The following is a 17,860-nucleotide window of genomic DNA, read 5'->3' as shown; positions in this document are numbered from 1 at the left end:
TTACCCCCCTGTTAATCGTCGCCTTTGAGTTTCTTACGCTCGATGTACAGCCCGGCCGCTTCCCGAACAAAGGCGGCACAGAGTCGTGCCTGGTAGCGATGCTCGAGGTCATCAGCGATCGCCAGTAGCTCCGCCTGGGTGGAACGGTATGGGCGCAGGGCGTTGTAGATCTCAAGGATTCGGTCGTCGGGAACCGCGGTGAGCTCTGCGGCCCGCTCAAAGTTCATCGCCAGCCGATCGCGTCCGGCATCCTGGGCGATTGCCGCCTGCATACGCAGCGTTTCCGGAGTGATGCGCATGTCCTGTGCCGTAACGCGATCGCTTAATACGTCCTCCAGCGTCAGGTCATCGAGCGTTTTATTGGTAGCGGTTTTTACCCACTCCGGATGGCGGGTCGCTAACGGGTAGTCGCTAACTTTTGGCTGGCGAACGGTGTCGTTTGTCGGCGCGGCTGGCGCGGGCGTTATCCCGTCCTGTAGGCTGTTCATCCGGCTCAGCACGTCGCGTACCATGGATTCAATTGCGTCGGTATTCATCGGGATATCCTTTGTTAAAGCGCCACGCGCAGTTCCTGCGGGTTTTTGCCCGTCACCACGTATTTGGTCTCTTTAATGTGCAAAATGGCCGACTTCGCCTGGTATTTGGGACGAGCCATCTGATCGTTAAGCGTCGGCACCGGCTGCGGCGACTCGCGTTTGGCGTAGCGCGCGGCGTTTTTGCCAATCTGACGGTAGGTTTCCAGCGTCAGCAGCGGCGCCTGCGGGAAGAGTTCCAGATTGGAAAGCGGCGGCAGGCCGCGCTGGTGGATGACGGTGGTGCCTTTCGACTGAATACCGATCGAGATGCCGGAGCCGCTCAGGCGGTTGCCTTCCACTGCCACGAAGGCGACGTCAGAAGACTTAAAGCAGCGGATCACCCGGGCTTTGATGCCTTCTTCCTCAATGCCGGCGATCACTTCGCGCAGAATATTTTTATGCGGAATGCCGACGATATTGGCGGTTTGCGCCAGACCAAACGCTGGCCCGACGGCAATAATGACTTCATCCTGCTGCGTGCCGGGTTTGGCTTCGCCGATTTCCGTCAGGAAGCTGTCGCCGGACACAGGCGCAACGGCGACCGGCGCGGCAGAGGCGACAGAAGCCGCAGGCGCGCTAAAGGAGACCGGCTTATCTGCGCCTGATTTCATCTCCACCAGCACCTCTTCGATAATCTGGCGCAGCAGCGTTTCGTTAATTTCCATTTTTCACCCCTTAGCCAAGTTCATTGGGATCGAGCGCGCCCGGGATATTTTTAATCTCTTCCCAGCGCTCGCCTTGCAGGCGGTAGCCTGTTGCCGGACCGGCATAATCGTTCACGTCATTCACGGCCGAGAGCACCTGGCCCTCGCCAACAATGATGGCGGAGGTATGCAGGTAGTCGCCGGTGAGCTTGGCTTTCTGAATATTGAGCATGTCCTGGGCGACATCGGGGAAGCCGCCTTTCGCCAGGGCTTTCACCACCTCCAGGCCGTTGCGGTTCTTGTTGATGATCTCCTGAGCAAACTTGATGTCCTCGACGATATTGCGCTCAGGCATATCTTTTGAACCGTGGGCGTAGGTGGCGGCTTCTACTTCTTCATCCGTAATAGGCGGCAAACCCATGCCGGCAAATACCGCCTGCAGCGCGCGGGCGGCTTTGTTGCGAATGGCGATCACGTCCTCTTCACGCACCGGCCGCAGGCCGCCATCGACCTTCAGGTCGCGCTGGATCACGTTGTAGTCATCGAAGTCTTCGGCATCTTCGTTGGAACCGGCGAACATGTTGTCGTAGTTCGGCACCGCCGAGTAACCGGAGGAGATGAAGTCGGTGCCTGGCAGGAACTGCATCAGCAGACGCGCGGTACGCCGCATATCCGAGTGGGTAAAGGTTTGATCGTTGCTGGAGGCGCACTCCAGATCCAGCGCTGAGCAGATCAGGTTTTCCGCCAGTACGGCGCGGATCCCGGACGGCACGGCGGACGGCACGCCGATACAGCTGACGGAGCCATTCTGCAGGCCTTGCACCCCGGCGGCTTTGGTGATGTAGATGCAGCGCGCTTCGAGATAAAGCATCGATTTGCCTTCGGCATAGCCCATCTGTACTTCAGAACCGGAACCGGAGGTAAAGCGCATTTTCAGGCCGCGCGAGGCGTAGGAGGAGGCGAGGAAGCCTTTCGACCACGGGGTGTCATCGCCATCGGTAAACACCGGTTCCGTACCGTATACCGAAATGGTTTCGGCATAGCAGGTGTGGCCCAGCATACCCAGTTTCAGCTCGGTGGCTTCTTCCAGCGAACACTGGGTGAGGACGCCGGGACGGCCAACCTGTGAACCGACCAGCAGGGCGATGGCGTTGAACGGCGCGTAGCGCGCCACGGCGACGGTGGTCTCCTGCTCGTCAAAGCCGCGCCATGCGCCTTCAGCGGCGTCGGCGGCAATCTGTACCGGATTGTCTTTGATATTAGTGACATGCGCCTGCTGGGACGGCGTGCGGCGGGCGCGCATTTTTTGCATCGCCATCATCATCTCGACCACGTTCATATGCGACACCACTTCCACGATTTTCGCCGGGGTCATCGCGGTAGTGAGCGGCACGATGTCGCTGCGTTTAACGTTCGGGTCGCAGAGCATGTTGGCGAGCTTAACCGAATCCATGGCCATCACTTCTTCGGCCCGGGCGAGATTAATGCCGTAGCGCGCGATAAAGTGGTCAATCAGGTCGAACTGCTCAACCGGTTTACCGTCGAGTTCGGTCACCGCGCCGTTGACGATGCGGATAGAAGGTTTGGGATCGTTAGGGCTTTCCATCGCGATAAAGCCCTCTTCAATCCACTCCTTAACGAAACCATCCTGATTCACAGGGCGTTTCGCCAGTGCTTCAAATCTTTTCGATCTCATGAATCAGCCTCGCGGGTATTAAATGTAGGAGGGGCGATCGTTTTTCGGTTCGGCGCCCAGCGTCGCCAGTACGGTTTTGCCGATTTCCCGGGCGGAGATCACCGCCTGGCGCACCGCGCCAGAGTCGCCGGAAATTACCAGAATGGCTTCGTTGCTGAAACTGGTGCCGTGGGCCGGTGAGCTGTAAGCCACCACCTCGACGTTGGCTGATTTCAGCGCGGTATCGGCCATCAGCACGCCAACGGACGCCGGGGCGCCGACGATAATGCCGCAGGCGCGGCCCAGTGGGGCGCCGAACGCTTTTTCCAGGGCATAACTGGCGCGCGCGGTATACTGCAGCTCAATATGACCCGCTTCGTTGCCGTAGACATCGCCGAAGGTACGGTCCAGCTCTTTCAGCGCGACCTCAATCCCGCGTTTGACGTCGGAAACATCATTCCCGCCCAGCACAATCAGCGAGCCATGGCCGGCGCCGCCTTTGGTGTCGCGAGGAAGCTCAATGCTGACCACTTCGGTGTTGGTGGCTTTGACCGCTTCATCGGCGGCCATGATGTGCGGCCCGGCGCCGGTGCGGGCGCCGAGGATGCCGATAGAGCGATAGCGTTTTTCGAGCTTCATCGCCTCCAGCAACGCGGCATCCACGTTGGCGATGACCAGCCCGAGGGTGTCGCCAATGGCGGTCCCGACAAATTCCGTTAAGCTGCAGCTTTTCTCTGCCATAGCCGTCTCTCCTGTGGGATGGGGGGTATCGGGAAGCGCCTGCTGCTCTGGCGTCGCTACACGGGCTATGACTTGCGCCATGATCTGTTCAACCAGCTCATTGCTGCTCATTGGCTATTCCCCTTCGGTAAGATTTTTTCAACATCGGTATGGGGGCGGGGAATGACGTGTACGGCTTTCACTTCGCCCACGTGGCGGGCTGCGGCGGCACCGGCGTCGGTGGCGGCTTTAACTGCCCCCACGTCGCCACGCACGATGACGGTCACCAGGCCTGAACCGATCCTTTCATAGCCAACTAATAAAACGTTGGCCGACTTAACCATTGCGTCAGCGGCCTCTATGGCTGCGGTTAAGCCTTTGGTTTCTACCATTCCTAATGCTTCTTGTTGCATAAAGACCTCGCAGGATATGTGCCAGTGAGGGAACTATATGGCGGAGCGGCGAAAAAGAATGGCTGAGTTGATGGTGGAGAGCGAAAAAATAGTGGTTTTTATATAATATAAAATGGATTTATTTTATTTTATATCGTTGTTTTTATTTGATTTTATTGTTTGTATAAATGTGATTATATTGCAATTCACGCTCCGTATTTACATTTTAAGAGGTGATTTTTTAAATTGTTTTTGCTATGCGATATTTTGCGTGATGTGATATTTGTTGGAAAATAAGCACTGCGCTTTCGCAATTTTTTATCATTTAGTTGGAAATTAAAATACCCCCTGAACGCCCGCCATTGCTGCATGGATTCGCGAACAAATAGCAATAAATTATTCTTCTTCGGCGACTTTACGCCGCCCGATTTCCGCAGGATGCCAACACTTTGCCGCTGCCGGTTTCTATAGTGGGCCTCGCCGTACCCAACGAGCCAGCGGATGGTTGGCTGGCCTGGACACGAACTTCGTCACGAGGTGTCACAATGAATGGTTCTTTACGCGCGCAATGTATCGCCGAGTTATTAGGCACCGGGCTGTTTCTGTTTTTTGGTATCTGCTGCCTGAGCGCCCTGAAACTGACCGGCGCCAGCCTGGGGCTGTGGGAGATCTGTATTATCTGGGGACTGGGTATTTCTCTGGCGGTGTACCTGACGGCCGGCATTTCGGGGGGACATCTGAACCCCGCGGTCACCGTCGCCCTGTGGCTGTTTGCCTGCTTCCCGGGCAGAAAAGTGGTGCCCTATATCCTGGCTCAGGTCGCCGGCGCGTTTGGCGGCGCCGTGCTGGCCTGGATACTTTACAGCACCCTGTTTACGCAATTTGAAACGGTGCATCATATGGTGCGTGGCAGCCTGGAAAGCCTGCAGCTGGCCAGTATATTCAGCACCTACCCGGCGCCTGAGCTCAGCATCTGGCATGCGGCGCTGGTGGAGGTGGTGATCACCTCGATGCTGATGGGGATGATCATGGCGCTCACCGATGATGGCAACGGCGTACCCAAGGGCCCACTGGCGCCGCTGTTGATTGGCATTCTGGTGGCGGTGATCGGCGCCTCGACCGGGCCGCTTACCGGCTTCGCGATGAATCCAGCACGCGATTTTGGCCCGAAATTGTTCACCTGGTTCGCCGGGTGGGGCAATATCGCCATGACCGGGGGAAGAGATATTCCCTATTTTATCGTGCCCATTATCGCACCGTTGTTAGGGGCCTGCCTCGGCGCCGCAATTTATCGTTTTCTTATCGCCAATAATCTGCCCTGTCATACCTGCGTGGAGGAAGAAAATACGCGTTAGCGTCATAAGGGGAATGTATCTGTGAAATAGCCAGGCTAATTTCATGAACCGATATCACGAACCGCTCAAAAAGTCTCCCCGGGTTGGGAGACTTTTGTTATTGTCAATGCACTTTTTTATCGTCGATGGGATCTGATGCTAAAAAAGGTAAATATGAAAAATATGTTTTATTTATAACAAAAAATTAACTGAGGGGTTTTATCATGATTTCTGCGAGTACCCTAAACTCAGAACTCATCAATAAAATCGCACAGGATTTTGCGCAAGCCACCAGTCTGGCGGTTGTGGTCGTCAATATTCACGGTGATGAGATTTCTGAATTGTTTAATTTCACGCCGTTTTGCCAGCTGATGCGTCAGCACCCGGAGCACAGCGGACGCTGTCGCATGAGCGACCGCTGCGGCGGGCTGGAAGCCTCGAAAAAAGACCAGCTGTGTATCTACCGCTGTCATGCGGGGTTAACCGATTTTTCCATCCCGCTGGTGATCGCCGGCCACCTGGTCGGCTTCGTGCTGTGCGGGCAGGTGCGTCTGAGCAATGATGTTGAACTGGTTGATATCTTGAACGTCGATGACCGCTGGCAGGACGATCCGGCGCTGGTCCAGGCGTTTCGCGATGTGCCGGAGATGGACTATTCGCGGGTTATCGCTTCGGCGGATCTGCTGAAGCTGATCGTCGAGAATTGCCTGAAAAAACAGCTCAACTTTGTGGTTATCAAAGATAACCCGTCGCAGAACGACCCGGCGCAGGCCAGCCGGGCGCCCTCGCCGCACGATGGCAAAATGAAGAAGGCGCTGCGCTATATCGACGCGCATCTCTCCGATGAGCTGCGTCTGGAGGATGTGGCGGCGCATGTCTATCTCAGCCCGTACTACTTCAGCAAACTGTTTAAAAAGTATCAGGGGATCGGTTTTAACGCCTGGGTCAATCAGCAGCGGATGGCGAGCGCAAAAGAGCTGCTATGCCACAGCGACTGGAGCATCGCCAGCATCGCGCGGAATTTAGGTTTTTCGCAAACCAGCTATTTTTGCAAAGTGTTTCGCCAGACCTATCAGGTAACGCCGCAGGCATTTCGTCAGCAAATTAATGCCGGATCACAAACTGAGTCTTTTTAAATGACAATATTTTGCTATTGCCGATTTTTGATATCCCCGAGTATCTTCATCAATATAAAATGAAAAAAACGACAGTAGAGCAATAAATTGTCATAGCGCAACAAAATAGTGATATTCGAGGGATAAACTACACCAGTTTTTATTTTTGTGATGAGATAGAGTGTCCGTTAATACGAGACAGCTGATTATCACAACACCGCTTTCCTTCACTGACGTCATTGTGACGAGTGATGAAACGGTAAAAGAAAACATAAAGTAATACCCGTCGATGCAGGGCGCATCGGCGAAACAAACCGACAGGTTCGACACCAGTTTGGTGTCAGGGAAGGGGGTGTAAATCCCCCGCAGCCCCCGCTGCTGTGATGCTGACGACCCCGCAAAAACCACTGATCGAAAGATTGGGAAGGGCGGGCGAGAACGAGGCTAAGCCAGAAGACCTGCCTGCCGGTAACTGACCAACAACTTCGGTGGGAAGTGGGTGGCTTAGCGGTGCGTGGTCGCAGGACCAGGCATGCGCGTAGCTATACCCTGACCGCCAGAACAGGACAGGGTATGGCAACCAGGCGTGCGTTCATTCTTGCGGGTACCGGCAGCGGTTGTGGCAAAACCACCGTTACGCTCGGCCTGCTCAGCTTGCTCCAACAGCGCGGTATGCGGGTGCAACCCTGTAAAGTCGGGCCTGACTACCTGGATACCGCCTGGCACACCGCCATCAGCGGCATCGCTTCCCGCAATCTCGACAGCTTTATGCTTCCCGCCCCGATACTCAACGCGCTGTTTACCGAACAGCTACAGCAGGCCGATATCGCGGTTATCGAAGGGGTGATGGGCCTGTATGACGGCTACGGCACCGACCCTAACTACTGCAGCAGCGCGGCAATGGCTAAGCAGCTTGGCTGCCCGGTGATTTTGCTGGTGGATGGCAAAGCGGTGTCGACCTCCATCGCCGCCACGGTGATGGGTTTTCAACATTTTGATCCGGCTCTCGACATCGCTGGCGTTATCGTCAATCGGGTCAACAGCGACGCGCACTTCCAGCTGCTGAAAAGCGCCATTGAGCGCTACTGTCAGGTGCCAGTGCTCGGCTATGTGCCGCGCGTGGAAGGCGTGGCGCTGCCCGAACGACATCTGGGACTGGTGACCGCCCGCGAGTCGATGGTCAATCAGCAGGCATGGCGGGATTTTGCCAGCCTGCTGGGGCGCACCCTCGACATAGACCGGCTGCTGGCCCTCAGCGAACTGGCCGCCATGCCGATCGGCGAGTGGGGAGAACAGCTTGCCGCCGATGCCGGCGAAGGACTGACGTTGGCCCTCGCCGACGATGAGGCCTTCAATTTTTATTACCCCGATAACCTGGCGCTGCTGGCGCGCTGCGGCGTGAAGATGGTGCGCTTTAGCCCACTGCGCGATCGCCAGCTGCCGGCCTGCCAGATGATCTGGCTCGGCGGCGGCTATCCGGAGCTGCATGCGGCCGGGCTATCCGCTAACCACGAGATGCTGACACAGCTTCGCGCGGCGCACCGGCGCGGGGTGGCGATCTACGCCGAGTGCGGCGGCCTGATGTATCTGGGCACGACCCTGGAAGTCACCAGCGGCGAGCGCTACACGATGGCGGATATTATTCCCGGACACAGCCGAATGGGGACGCGTCTGACCCGGTTCGGCTACTGCGAAGCGCAGGCGCAGCAGCAGACGCTGCTGGCAGCCCCTGGCGAGTGGCTGCGCGGCCATGAATTTCATTACTCCGATTTTTCTCCCGCCACCCCCGCCGTACTGGCCTGCCGTAAACAGCGAGACGGTAAGACGCTCCAGCAGTGGCAGGGAGGATGGCAGTCCGGCAGCGCCTTTGCCAGCTATCTCCATGTCCATTTTGCCCAGCGTCCCACCATGCTCAACCACTGGTTGCGGGCAGCAAGGAGGGCGCTATGACCCTTCTCGCCTGGTGTGTAGCCTGGATACTTGATGTCGTCATTGGCGATCCGCCGCACTGGCCGCATCCGGTGCGCTGGATAGGTCGCCTGATCGCCGTCAGCCAGCGTGTAGTGCGACGCGTCTGCCATAGCGACCGGGCGCTGCGCATCGGCGGCGGGGTGATGTGGCTGGTGGTTATCGGCCTGACATGGGGCGTGGCCTGGGGCGTACTGGCGCTGGCGCACGGGATCCACCCCTGGCTTGGATGGCTGGTGGAAGTGTGGATGATCTTCACCGCGCTGGCGGGACGCTGTCTGGCACAGTCGGCGATGGCGGTGGCCCGGCCGCTGCAGGCCGGAGATCTCGCCGAAAGCCGGCATAAGCTCTCCTGGATTGTCGGGCGCGATACCTCTCAGCTCCAGCCAGCGCAGATCAACCGTGCGGTGGTGGAGACCGTGGCGGAGAACACGGTGGATGGCATTATCGCGCCGCTCTTTTTCCTGCTCCTCGGCGGCGCGCCGCTGGCCATGGCCTATAAAGCGGTCAACACCCTCGATTCCATGGTCGGCTATAAACACGAAAAATACCGGGCGATCGGCATGGTCAGCGCTCGTCTTGATGATGTAGCCAACTTCCTTCCCGCCCGGCTGAGCTGGCTGCTGCTCAGCCTTGCCGCGGTGCTATGCCGGGAAGATGGCGCCCGGGCGCTGCGTACGGGCTGGCGCGATCGCTATCAGCACAGCAGTCCTAACTGCGCCTGGCCGGAAGCGACCGTCGCCGGCGCGCTGGGGATCCGCCTTGGCGGCCCGAACGATTACTTCGGCCAGCGCGTTGAAAAGCCCTGGATAGGCGACGCCGTCCGCGACATCGCGGTGGACGATATTTCCCGAACCATTCGATTAATGTGGGTGGCGTCAAGCCTGGCGCTGGCGCTGTTTATCGGCGTGCGCTACTGGCTGGTCGGCGCGGCCTGAGGAGAACCTGATGCAGTACATCCAACAACCGCAGGCGATCGAGGCGAAAAGCTTCGACATCATCAGCGAGATCATCGCCGAAACGCGACCGGACTACCGTTTCGCCAGCCCGCTGCACGAGGCGATTATCAAGCGGGTGATCCACACCACCGCTGACTTCGACTGGCTGGATATTCTGTGGTTTTCTCCGGATGCCCTGATCGCGCTGAGTGAGGCCTTGAGCCGGCCCTGCACGCTGTATACTGATACCACCATGGCGCTGTCCGGGATCAACAAAACCCTGCTGGCCCGCTTTGGCGGCGAATGCCGCTGCTATATCAGCGACCCGCGGGTGGTGCGCGAGGCGCAAAGCCGGGGGATGACCCGCTCGATGGCGGCGGTGGATATTGCGGTGCAGGAGCCCGGGGAGAAAGTGTTCGTCTTCGGCAATGCGCCAACCGCGCTGTTTCGCCTGCTGGAACATCGCGAGACCGCCATCGGCGGCGTGGTGGGGGTGCCGGTCGGGTTCGTCGGCGCGGCGGAGTCGAAAGCGGCGCTCAGCGAGAGCGGCCTGCCGGCCATCGCCGCGCTCGGCCGCAAAGGGGGAAGCAACGTGGCGGCAGCGATTGTGAACGCTCTGCTTTACCACCTGCGGGAGGCGCAATGAGCGATCAGACCTTTGACGCCCCGGTGTGGCATCACGGCAAAGCGCTGCGCAAGGGCTACACCACCGGCTCCTGCGCCACAGCGGCGGCAAAAGTGGCGGCGCTGATGGTGATGCGCCAGCATCTGATTCATCAGGTCTCGATCGTCACCCCCTCCGGCGTCACCCTGTGCCTGAACGTTGAGTCCCCGCACGTCGAAGGGCAGCAGGCGGTCGCCGCGATCCGTAAAGACGGCGGCGATGATGTCGACGCCACCCACGGCATGCTGATTTTTGCCCGGGTCACCCTCAATGACAGCGGAGAGATTAGCCTGCAGGGCGGGGAGGGTATCGGCACGGTGACCCGCAAAGGGATCGGCCTGCCGACAGGCAGCCCGGCGATAAACCGCACTCCGCGGCACACCATCGAGACCGCCGTGCGCGAAGCGATAGGTCCTACCCGCGGCGCGCAGGTGGAGATTTTTGCCCCGGAAGGCGCGCTTCGCGCGCAAAAAACCTATAACGCCCGGCTGGGGATCCTCGGCGGCATCTCGATTATCGGCACCACGGGGATCGTTACCCCGATGTCGGAAGAGAGCTGGAAGCGCTCGCTCTCCCTCGAGCTGGAGATAAAACGCGCCGCCGGGCTGGAGCGCGTGGTGCTGGTGCCGGGCAACCACGGTGAGCGCTTTGTCCGCGAGCAGATGGGCATCGACCCGCAGATGGTGGTCACCATGAGCAACTTCGTCGGCTACATGATTGAAGAGGCGGTTCGGCTCGGTTTCCGCCAGATTGTGCTCATTGGCCATCCCGGCAAACTGATCAAAATCGCCGCCGGGATCTTTCATACCCACAGCCATATCGCCGATGCGCGGATGGAAACTCTCGTCGCTCATCTGGCGCTGCTTGGCGCGCCGCTGCCGCTGCTGACGCTGGTCAGCGAGTGCGACACTACCGAAGCGGCAATGGAGCATATCGACGCCTGGGGATACCAGCGCCTCTATAACCATCTGGCTGAGCGAATCTGCCAGCGTGTTCTTGAGATGCTGCGCTTCACTCAGCAACCGCCCACCTGCGACGCGGTTCTGTTTTCTTTTGATAACCAGGTACTGGGCAGCAGCCGTCCGCTGGAGGCGATTGCCCGGGAGCTGACATGTTGACGGTTGTGGGAATGGGCCCGGCGGGGCTGCAGTGGCTGATCCCGGCCGCGCGCGAGGCAATCGCCGCCGCTGAGGCGCTGGTGGGCGGCAGCCGCCATCTCCAGCAGTTTCCCGACTTCGCCGGCGAGCGCTTCGCGCTGGGGGCCGATATGCCGGCGCTGCTGGCGTGGATTGAGGCCCGTACCGGGCGCCGCGTCGTGGTGCTGGCCTCTGGCGATCCGCTGTTCTATGGCATTGGCACCCGGCTGATTGCCCATTTTGGCCGGGAACGAGTGCAGGTGATCCCCGGCATCAGCGCGGTGCAGTACCTCTGCGCCCGGGCGGGCATCGACATGAACGATATGTGGCTGACCAGCAGCCATGGCCGGGCGGTGAGCTTCGATGCTCTGGCCGCCCACCGGAAAGTCGCCATGGTGACCGACGGCCGCTGCGGACCGCGGGAGATAGCCGCCCAGCTGATGGCCCGCGGCAAAGGCCATCGCTGGATGGTGATAGGCGAGAACCTGGCGATGGAAAACGAGCGGATCCACTGGCTGCCGGTCAGCGCCGTGGAGGACGAATATGAGATGAATGCGGTGGTGATCCTCGATGAAAGATGAGCTGTTTTTGCGCGGCGCCCAGGTGCCGATGACCAAAGAGGCCGTGCGCGCGCTGGCGCTGGCGAAGCTGGAGCTGCACCGGGCGCGCCATCTGATTGATATCGGCGCGGGCACCGGCAGCGTCAGCATTGAGGCTGCTCTACAGAACCCGGCGCTGCGGGTGACGGCGATTGAGCGTCAGGCCGACGCGCTGCGCCTGCTGGCGGAGAACCGGCAGCGCTTTGGCTGCAACAACATCGCTATCGTGGCGGGCGTTGCGCCGCTGGCGGTCGCCGACAAAGCCGACGCGATCTTTATGGGGGGCAGCGGCGGCCACCTGACGGCGCTGATCGACTGGTCGCTGGCGCAGCTGCATCCCGGCGGCCGGCTGGTGATGACTTTTATTTTGCAGGAAAACCTTCATAGCGCTCTGGCGCACCTGCGGCAGAGCGGCATCCACGAGGTGGACTGCCAGCAGCTGGCGGTCTCCACCCTGGCTACCCTGGGCAGCGGCCACTACTTCAAACCCCATAATCCCGTTTTTGTCATCGCCTGTCAGAAGGAAGAAAACCATGGCTGAGACTTTTGATCCCCATTGCGTGTGGTTCGTCGGCGCCGGTCCAGGCGATCGCGAACTGATTACTCTCAAAGGCTACCGTCTGCTACAGCAGGCGCAGGTAGTGATCTACGCCGGGTCGCTGATCAACACCGAGCTACTGGCCTACTGTCCGCCACAGGCGGAGTGCCACGACAGCGCCGCGCTGCATCTGGAGCAGATCCTCGACCTGATGGAGGCGGGGGTGAAGGCGGGAAAAACGGTGGTGCGTCTGCAGACGGGCGACGTCTCGCTATATGGCTCGGTGCGCGAGCAGGGCGAAGAGCTGACCCGCCGCGGGATCCGCTGGCAGGTGGTGCCGGGCGTCAGCGCTTTCCTCGGCGCGGCGGCGGAGCTGGGGGTGGAGTACACGGTACCCGAAGTCTCGCAGAGTCTGATTATTACCCGTCTGGAAGGGCGCACGCCGGTTCCCGCGCGCGAACAGCTGGAAGCCTTTGCCAGCCATCAAACCTCGATGGCGATTTACCTGTCGGTGCAACGTATTCACCGGGTGGCGGAGCGGCTGGTGGAGGGCGGCTACCCCGCGACCACCCCGGTCGCGGTGATCTACAAGGCCACCTGGCCGGAAAGCCAGACCGTCCGCGGTACCCTCGCGGACATCGGCGACAAAGTACGCGACGCCGGGATCCGCAAAACGGCGCTGATCCTGGTCGGCCCCTTCCTCGGCGATGAGTATCACTACTCAAAACTGTACGCAGCGGATTTTAGCCATGAATACCGTAAAGCCTGAATCCATTGCCCTGTTTTGCCTGACGCCCGGCGGCGTGCGGCTGGCAAAACGGCTGGCGGCCATGCTGCCGCTTACCTGTTACACCAGCGAAGCGCTGCAGGAAGAGGGGTTTATCCCCTTCAACGGCGGCGTTGCCAGCGCTGCCCGCGAGGCGTTCAGCAGCTTCTCGGCGCTGATTTTTATCGGCGCCACCGGGATTGCCGTGCGGGTGCTGGCCCCGCTGGTGAATGACAAGCTCAGCGACCCGGCGGTGGTGGTGATTGATGAGCGCGCCCGGCACGTCATCAGCTTGCTCTCCGGCCATGCCGGGGGGGCCAATGCGCTGACCCGCTATCTCGCCGGGATGCTCGACGCCGACCCGGTGATCACCACCGCCACCGACGTCAACGAGCTGGCCGCCCTCGACACGCTGGCCTTCCAGCTGAACGCCCGGATGACCGATTTTCGCGCGGCGGTGAAAACTGTTAACCAGATGCTGGTGAGCGGTAAGCGGGTGGGGCTGTGGTGCGACGGCGAATTCACCGGGGCGCTAAGCCGCTGCGACCGGCGCGGGTTTATCCCGGTAAGCGACCTGGCGCGCTTGCCGGCGCTCGACGCCCTGATCTGCGTCACCCTGCGCCGGTCGCTGCCGCCGCTGCCGGTGCCTCACTGGAAGCTGGTGCCCCAGCGGGTGGTGGCGGGGATCGGCTGTCGGCGCGACACCCCCTGCGCGCTGCTCAGTACGTTGCTGGATCGCCAGCTTGCCGCTCAGCGTCTTGACCCGCTGGCGCTGAAAGCGATCGGCAGCGTGAGCCTGAAGGCAAACGAGCCGGGGTTGCGCCAGCTGGCTCGCCGCTGCCGGGTGCCGTTCGAAACCTTCAGCGCCGAGGCGCTGCGCGAGCACGAGCACCGCTTTCCGGCCTCGTCTTTTGTCCGGGAGACGGTCGGCGTCGGCAGCGTCTCCGGCCCGGTGGCCTGGCTGCTGAGTCAGGGAAACCTGTCCGGCGAAACCCTGCGTGAGCAGGGCGTGACCATTACTTTGGGAGTAACACACTGATGTTAAGCGTAATCGGAATTGGCCCTGGCTCGCAGGCGATGATGACCATGGAAGCCGTGGAGGCCCTGCAGGCGGCAGAGATCGTGGTGGGCTACAAGACCTACACCCACCTGGTAAAAGCCTTTACCGGCGACAAGCAGGTGATCAAAACCGGCATGTGCAAAGAGATTGAGCGCTGCCAGGCGGCCATCGAGCTGGCGCAGGCCGGGCACAACGTTGCGCTGATCAGCAGCGGCGACGCCGGCATCTACGGCATGGCGGGGCTGGTGCTGGAGCTGGTCAATAAGCAGCAGCTGGACATTGAGGTCCGTCTGATCCCAGGGATGACGGCCAGTATCGCCGCCGCCTCGCTGCTCGGCGCGCCGCTGATGCATGATTTCTGCCATATCAGCCTTAGCGATCTGCTGACGCCCTGGCCGGTGATTGAAAAACGCATAGTCGCCGCCGGGGAAGCGGACTTCGTTATCTGTTTCTACAACCCCCGCAGCCGCGGCCGCGAAGGACATCTGGCGCGCGCCTTTGCGCTGCTGGCGGCCAGTAAAAGCGCAGATACGCCGGTCGGCGTAGTCAAATCCGCCGGACGCAAAAAGCAGGAGAAATGGCTGACCACCCTCGGGGAGATGGATTTTGCCCCAGTGGATATGACCAGTCTGGTGATCGTTGGCAACAAAGCGACTTACATCGACAACGGCCTGATGATCACCCCGCGAGGCTACGCGCTGTGAATCACGGCGACGTGCTGGTTATCGGGGGCACCAGCGATGCGCGGGCGATCTGCCAGCAGCTGGACGCCGCCGACGTGCGCTACACCCTGTCGGTGGCGACCCCTACCGGCGAGCGGCTGGCCGGCGATATCCGCGGGCAGATACGCTGCGGGCGAATGGAGTGGCAGCAGATGGCGGAGTGGCTCAGAGCGCAGCGCACCCGCTGGGTGATCGATGCCTCTCACCCCTACGCCGAGGTGGTCAGCCAGAATATTGTGCGCGCCTGCGCCAGCGTCGGGGTTCTGCTCAGCCGCTATCAAAGGCCGGAGCAGCTGAGCGATCTGCGCCATCCGCTACTTCACGTGGTCGGCGATCTGAACGAGGCCTGCGCGGTGGCTCGTCGCCTCGGCGAGCGGATCCTGCTGACCACCGGCAGCAAAGATCTGGCGGCCTGGCGGGCGGGACTGGCGGAGAAAACGCTGCTCGCCCGGGTGCTGCCGGTGCCGGAGGTGGTTCAGCACTGTAGCGATCTGGGGTTTGGCGTCGGGGAGATCTTCGCCCTCTGCGGGCCGTTCAGCGCCGAATTTAACGCCGCCTTTTATCGCCAGTGCCGGGCCGATGTTGTGGTGACGAAAGCCTCGGGGGCGGAAGGAGGCTATCAGGAAAAAGTACAACCCTGTCTTGATGCGGGGATCCCCTGCATCGTCATTACCCGTCCGGCGCCGCTGGTGACGGGCGATGAACTACTGCAAAGCCAGGCCGATTTCACTACGCGGTTGACGCGCTGGCTGTCGGCGACTTGAGGAAGAGGATATGAAAAAAGCACTTCTGGTGGTGAGCTTTGGCACCAGCTATCACGACACCCGCGAGAAGAACATCGCCGCCTGCGAGCGCGATCTGGCCGCCAGCTGCCCGGACCGCACGCTGTTCCGCGCCTTCACCTCGGGGATGATTATTCGCAAACTGCAGCAGCGCGACGGTATTCATATCGATACTCCGCTGCAGGCTCTGCAAAAGCTGGCCGAGCAGGGATACCAGGATGTGGCGATCCAGTCCCTGCACATTATCAACGGCGACGAGTACGAGAAGATCGTTCGCGAAGTGCAGAGCATGCGCCCGCGCTTTCAGCGTCTGACGCTGGGCGCGCCGCTGTTGAGCGGTAATGGCGATTATGTGCAGCTGATGCAGGCCCTGCGCCAGCAGATGCCGCCGCTGGCGGCGACGGAGCGAGTGGTGTTTATGGGGCACGGCGCCAGCCACCACGCCTTCGCGGCCTACGCCTGTCTGGATCATATGATGGCGGTGCAGGGTTTTCCGGCGCGGGTGGGGGCGGTGGAAAGCTATCCCGAAGTGGACATCGTCATTAACGAACTCTCCCGCCAGGGCGTGACCGGCGTGCATCTGATGCCGCTGATGCTGGTGGCCGGCGATCATGCCATTAATGATATGGCCTCCGACGAAGACGATTCGTGGAAAACCCGCTTCAATGCCGCCGGTATCCCCGCCACGCCGTGGCTTAACGGGTTAGGGGAGAATCCGGCGGTGCGGGCGATGTTTGTCGCCCATCTGCAGCAGGCGCTGAACGACACGATGGAGAAAGCAGCATGAGCGGCAAACTATACGCCCTGAGCAGCGGGCCGGGGGCGGCCGATCTGATCACCGTGCGTGCGGCGCGGATCCTCGGCCAGCTGGATGTGCTGTATGCGCCAGCCGGCCGCAAAGGCGGCGACAGCCTGGCGCTCTCCATCGTACGCGAGTACCTGGGCGCACACACGGAGGTCCGCTGCTGCCATTTTCCGATGAGCGCCGACAGCGCGGAAAAAGAGGCGGTGTGGAACGACGTTGCCGCGGCGCTGGCCCAGGAGGTGGCGGCGGGCAGGCAGGTCGGGTTTATCACCCTCGGCGACGCCATGTTGTTCAGCACCTGGGTCTTTCTGCTGCAGCGGATTGGCTGCCCGGAGTGGCTGGAGATTGTCCCTGGCGTTACCTCCTTCGCCGCCATTGCCGCGCGGGCGAAAACCCCGCTGGCCATGGAGCAGCAGTCGCTGGCGGTGATCTCCTGCACCGCGCCGGAAGCGGACATTGCCGCGGCGCTGCGCCAGCATGACAGTCTGGTGCTGATGAAAGTCTACGGCCGCTTCGCCCGCATTAAGGCGCTGCTGGCGCAGGCGGGGCTGCTGGATGCGGCGCTGATGATGTCAGAGGCCACCCTGCCGGGCGAGCAGTGCTGGCGTCGTCTGCGCGAGGTCAGCGATGACCAGCCGCTGCCCTATTTCTCGACCATTCTGGTTAACAAACAGTGGGAGGAGGCGTAATGAATCAGGTGAAATCGCTGAAGCAGCTTTCGTATGGGGGGCTGGCGGCCGCTGTTCTGCTGATCATCGTCCCGCAGGAGGCGTTCGCCATGCATATCATGGAGGGCTTTTTGCCGCCGATGTGGGCGCTGGCGTGGTGGCTGCTGTTTTTACCCTGCCTGTGGTACGGCCTGGTGCGCCTGCGGCGTATCGTTCAGGAAGAGAGCAATCAGAAGGTGCTGCTGGCCCTCTGCGGGGCGTTTATTTTTGTTCTTTCGGCGCTGAAGATCCCGTCGGTGACCGGCAGCTGCTCGCATCCGACCGGCGTCGGTCTGGCGGTGATCCTCTTCGGGCCGGGCGTGGTGGCGGTGCTGGGGGCGATCGTTCTGCTGTTCCAGGCGCTGCTGCTGGCGCATGGCGGCCTGACCACCCTTGGCGCCAACGGGATGTCGATGGCGGTGATCGGCCCGATGGTCGGCTATCTGGTGTGGAAGCTGGCCTGTCGGGCGGGGATCCGTCGCGATGTCGGGGTCTTTCTCTGCGCCATGCTGGCGGATCTGATGACCTACTTTGTCACCTCCGTCCAGCTCGGGGTGGCTTTTCCCGATCCGGCAACCGGGGCAGGCGGATCGATCGCCAAGTTTATGGGCATCTTCTGCCTGACGCAGATCCCGATCGCCATCGCGGAAGGCTTGCTCACCGTGATGATCTACGATCAGCTAACCAAACGGCGACTGATCGCCGCGGAGGCACATTAAT

At 60.8% G+C, this 17,860-nt stretch carries 20 protein-coding genes and 1 riboswitch; of the genes, 15 read left to right on the top strand and 5 right to left on the bottom strand.

Annotated features, from left to right (window positions below):
• Positions 1 to 11 precede the first annotated feature (11 nt).
• From pduE to pduA, 5 genes are read right to left on the bottom strand one after another with little or no spacing between them, the layout of a single operon-like run.
• Positions 12 to 536 carry a propanediol dehydratase small subunit PduE gene (gene pduE / locus RRF55_RS10740; RefSeq protein WP_016946079.1) on the bottom strand — a complete coding sequence of 175 codons (525 nt, stop codon included), beginning with the start codon at positions 534 to 536 and terminating at the stop codon, positions 12 to 14.
• Between the two features lie 14 nt (positions 537 to 550).
• Positions 551 to 1,240 carry a propanediol dehydratase medium subunit PduD gene (gene pduD, locus RRF55_RS10735; RefSeq protein WP_002915746.1) on the bottom strand — a complete coding sequence of 230 codons (690 nt, stop codon included), beginning with the start codon at positions 1,238 to 1,240 and terminating at the stop codon, positions 551 to 553.
• Positions 1,241 to 1,250: 10 nt separating this feature from the next.
• Complete coding sequence (gene pduC, locus RRF55_RS10730; RefSeq protein WP_002915744.1) at positions 1,251 to 2,915, bottom strand: propanediol dehydratase large subunit PduC; 1,665 nt, start codon at positions 2,913 to 2,915, stop codon at positions 1,251 to 1,253.
• Positions 2,916 to 2,933: 18 nt separating this feature from the next.
• Positions 2,934 to 3,746: a propanediol utilization microcompartment protein PduB gene (gene pduB / locus RRF55_RS10725; protein WP_002915739.1), complete on the bottom strand. Its 813-nt coding sequence runs from the start codon at positions 3,744 to 3,746 to the stop codon at positions 2,934 to 2,936.
• Positions 3,743 to 4,027, bottom strand: a complete 285-nt coding sequence (gene pduA, locus RRF55_RS10720; RefSeq protein WP_002915737.1) for a propanediol utilization microcompartment protein PduA — start codon at positions 4,025 to 4,027, stop codon at positions 3,743 to 3,745. Before pduA ends, pduB begins: the two co-directional genes overlap by 4 nt.
• Before the next feature lie 524 nt (positions 4,028 to 4,551).
• Here pduA and pduF point away from each other — a divergent pair.
• The 15 genes from pduF (at position 4,552) to cbiM (ending at position 17,859) form a co-directional block, all read left to right on the top strand.
• A complete protein-coding gene (pduF, locus tag RRF55_RS10715) occupies positions 4,552 to 5,361 on the top strand; it encodes a propanediol diffusion facilitator PduF (RefSeq protein WP_021312846.1) in 810 nt (269 codons plus the stop codon).
• Positions 5,362 to 5,564: 203 nt separating this feature from the next.
• Positions 5,565 to 6,476 (top strand): transcriptional regulator PocR, encoded by a 912-nt coding sequence (pocR, locus tag RRF55_RS10710; RefSeq protein WP_004181164.1) that lies wholly within the window; start codon positions 5,565 to 5,567, stop codon positions 6,474 to 6,476.
• 281 nt (positions 6,477 to 6,757) lie between these two features.
• Positions 6,758 to 6,935, top strand: a riboswitch (cobalamin riboswitch).
• A 93-nt stretch (positions 6,936 to 7,028) separates the two neighbouring features.
• The gene (locus RRF55_RS10705; RefSeq protein ID WP_439419123.1) at positions 7,029 to 8,405 is read left to right on the top strand and encodes a cobyrinate a,c-diamide synthase; all 1,377 of its coding nucleotides are present in this window, start codon (positions 7,029 to 7,031) and stop codon (positions 8,403 to 8,405) included.
• Positions 8,402 to 9,361 (top strand): adenosylcobinamide-phosphate synthase CbiB, encoded by a 960-nt coding sequence (gene cbiB / locus RRF55_RS10700; RefSeq protein WP_002915724.1) that lies wholly within the window; start codon positions 8,402 to 8,404, stop codon positions 9,359 to 9,361. Before RRF55_RS10705 ends, cbiB begins: the two co-directional genes overlap by 4 nt.
• Positions 9,362 to 9,371: 10 nt before the next feature.
• Positions 9,372 to 10,007: a cobalt-precorrin-8 methylmutase gene (locus tag RRF55_RS10695; protein WP_002915711.1), complete on the top strand. Its 636-nt coding sequence runs from the start codon at positions 9,372 to 9,374 to the stop codon at positions 10,005 to 10,007.
• Positions 10,004 to 11,143, top strand: coding sequence for a cobalt-precorrin-5B (C(1))-methyltransferase CbiD (gene cbiD, locus RRF55_RS10690; RefSeq protein WP_004900269.1), 1,140 nt, complete (start codon positions 10,004 to 10,006; stop codon positions 11,141 to 11,143). The genes RRF55_RS10695 and cbiD overlap by 4 nt, the downstream gene beginning before the upstream one ends.
• The gene (locus tag RRF55_RS10685; RefSeq protein ID WP_004174583.1) at positions 11,137 to 11,742 is read left to right on the top strand and encodes a cobalt-precorrin-7 (C(5))-methyltransferase; all 606 of its coding nucleotides are present in this window, start codon (positions 11,137 to 11,139) and stop codon (positions 11,740 to 11,742) included. Before cbiD ends, RRF55_RS10685 begins: the two co-directional genes overlap by 7 nt.
• Positions 11,732 to 12,301, top strand: a complete 570-nt coding sequence (locus tag RRF55_RS10680) for a decarboxylating cobalt-precorrin-6B (C(15))-methyltransferase (RefSeq protein ID WP_020804170.1) — start codon at positions 11,732 to 11,734, stop codon at positions 12,299 to 12,301. The genes RRF55_RS10685 and RRF55_RS10680 overlap by 11 nt, the downstream gene beginning before the upstream one ends.
• Positions 12,294 to 13,067: a cobalt-precorrin-4 methyltransferase gene (locus tag RRF55_RS10675; RefSeq protein ID WP_004149602.1), complete on the top strand. Its 774-nt coding sequence runs from the start codon at positions 12,294 to 12,296 to the stop codon at positions 13,065 to 13,067. Before RRF55_RS10680 ends, RRF55_RS10675 begins: the two co-directional genes overlap by 8 nt.
• On the top strand, positions 13,048 to 14,103 hold the full coding sequence (gene cbiG / locus RRF55_RS10670; RefSeq protein WP_064153074.1) for a cobalt-precorrin 5A hydrolase: 1,056 nt from the start codon (positions 13,048 to 13,050) through the stop codon (positions 14,101 to 14,103). Before RRF55_RS10675 ends, cbiG begins: the two co-directional genes overlap by 20 nt.
• The gene (locus RRF55_RS10665) at positions 14,103 to 14,828 is read left to right on the top strand and encodes a precorrin-3B C(17)-methyltransferase (RefSeq protein ID WP_004143930.1); all 726 of its coding nucleotides are present in this window, start codon (positions 14,103 to 14,105) and stop codon (positions 14,826 to 14,828) included. Before cbiG ends, RRF55_RS10665 begins: the two co-directional genes overlap by 1 nt.
• Positions 14,825 to 15,610 carry a cobalt-precorrin-6A reductase gene (locus tag RRF55_RS10660; protein WP_023285512.1) on the top strand — a complete coding sequence of 262 codons (786 nt, stop codon included), beginning with the start codon at positions 14,825 to 14,827 and terminating at the stop codon, positions 15,608 to 15,610. The genes RRF55_RS10665 and RRF55_RS10660 overlap by 4 nt, the downstream gene beginning before the upstream one ends.
• A 10-nt stretch (positions 15,611 to 15,620) precedes the next feature.
• Positions 15,621 to 16,415 (top strand): sirohydrochlorin cobaltochelatase, encoded by a 795-nt coding sequence (gene cbiK, locus RRF55_RS10655; protein ID WP_064153075.1) that lies wholly within the window; start codon positions 15,621 to 15,623, stop codon positions 16,413 to 16,415.
• On the top strand, positions 16,412 to 17,122 hold the full coding sequence (locus tag RRF55_RS10650; RefSeq protein ID WP_002915624.1) for a cobalt-factor II C(20)-methyltransferase: 711 nt from the start codon (positions 16,412 to 16,414) through the stop codon (positions 17,120 to 17,122). The genes cbiK and RRF55_RS10650 overlap by 4 nt, the downstream gene beginning before the upstream one ends.
• The gene (cbiM, locus tag RRF55_RS10645) at positions 17,122 to 17,859 is read left to right on the top strand and encodes a cobalt ECF transporter S component CbiM (RefSeq protein ID WP_002915621.1); all 738 of its coding nucleotides are present in this window, start codon (positions 17,122 to 17,124) and stop codon (positions 17,857 to 17,859) included. The genes RRF55_RS10650 and cbiM overlap by 1 nt, the downstream gene beginning before the upstream one ends.
• Position 17,860: the final 1 nt, after the last annotated feature.

The organism is Klebsiella sp. K47, from assembly GCF_051858335.1.
In the GTDB taxonomy this organism is placed as follows: domain Bacteria; phylum Pseudomonadota; class Gammaproteobacteria; order Enterobacterales; family Enterobacteriaceae; genus Klebsiella; species Klebsiella pneumoniae.
The sequence above is the reverse complement of the archived record's forward strand: the minus strand, read 5'-3'. Positions and strand labels throughout refer to the sequence as shown.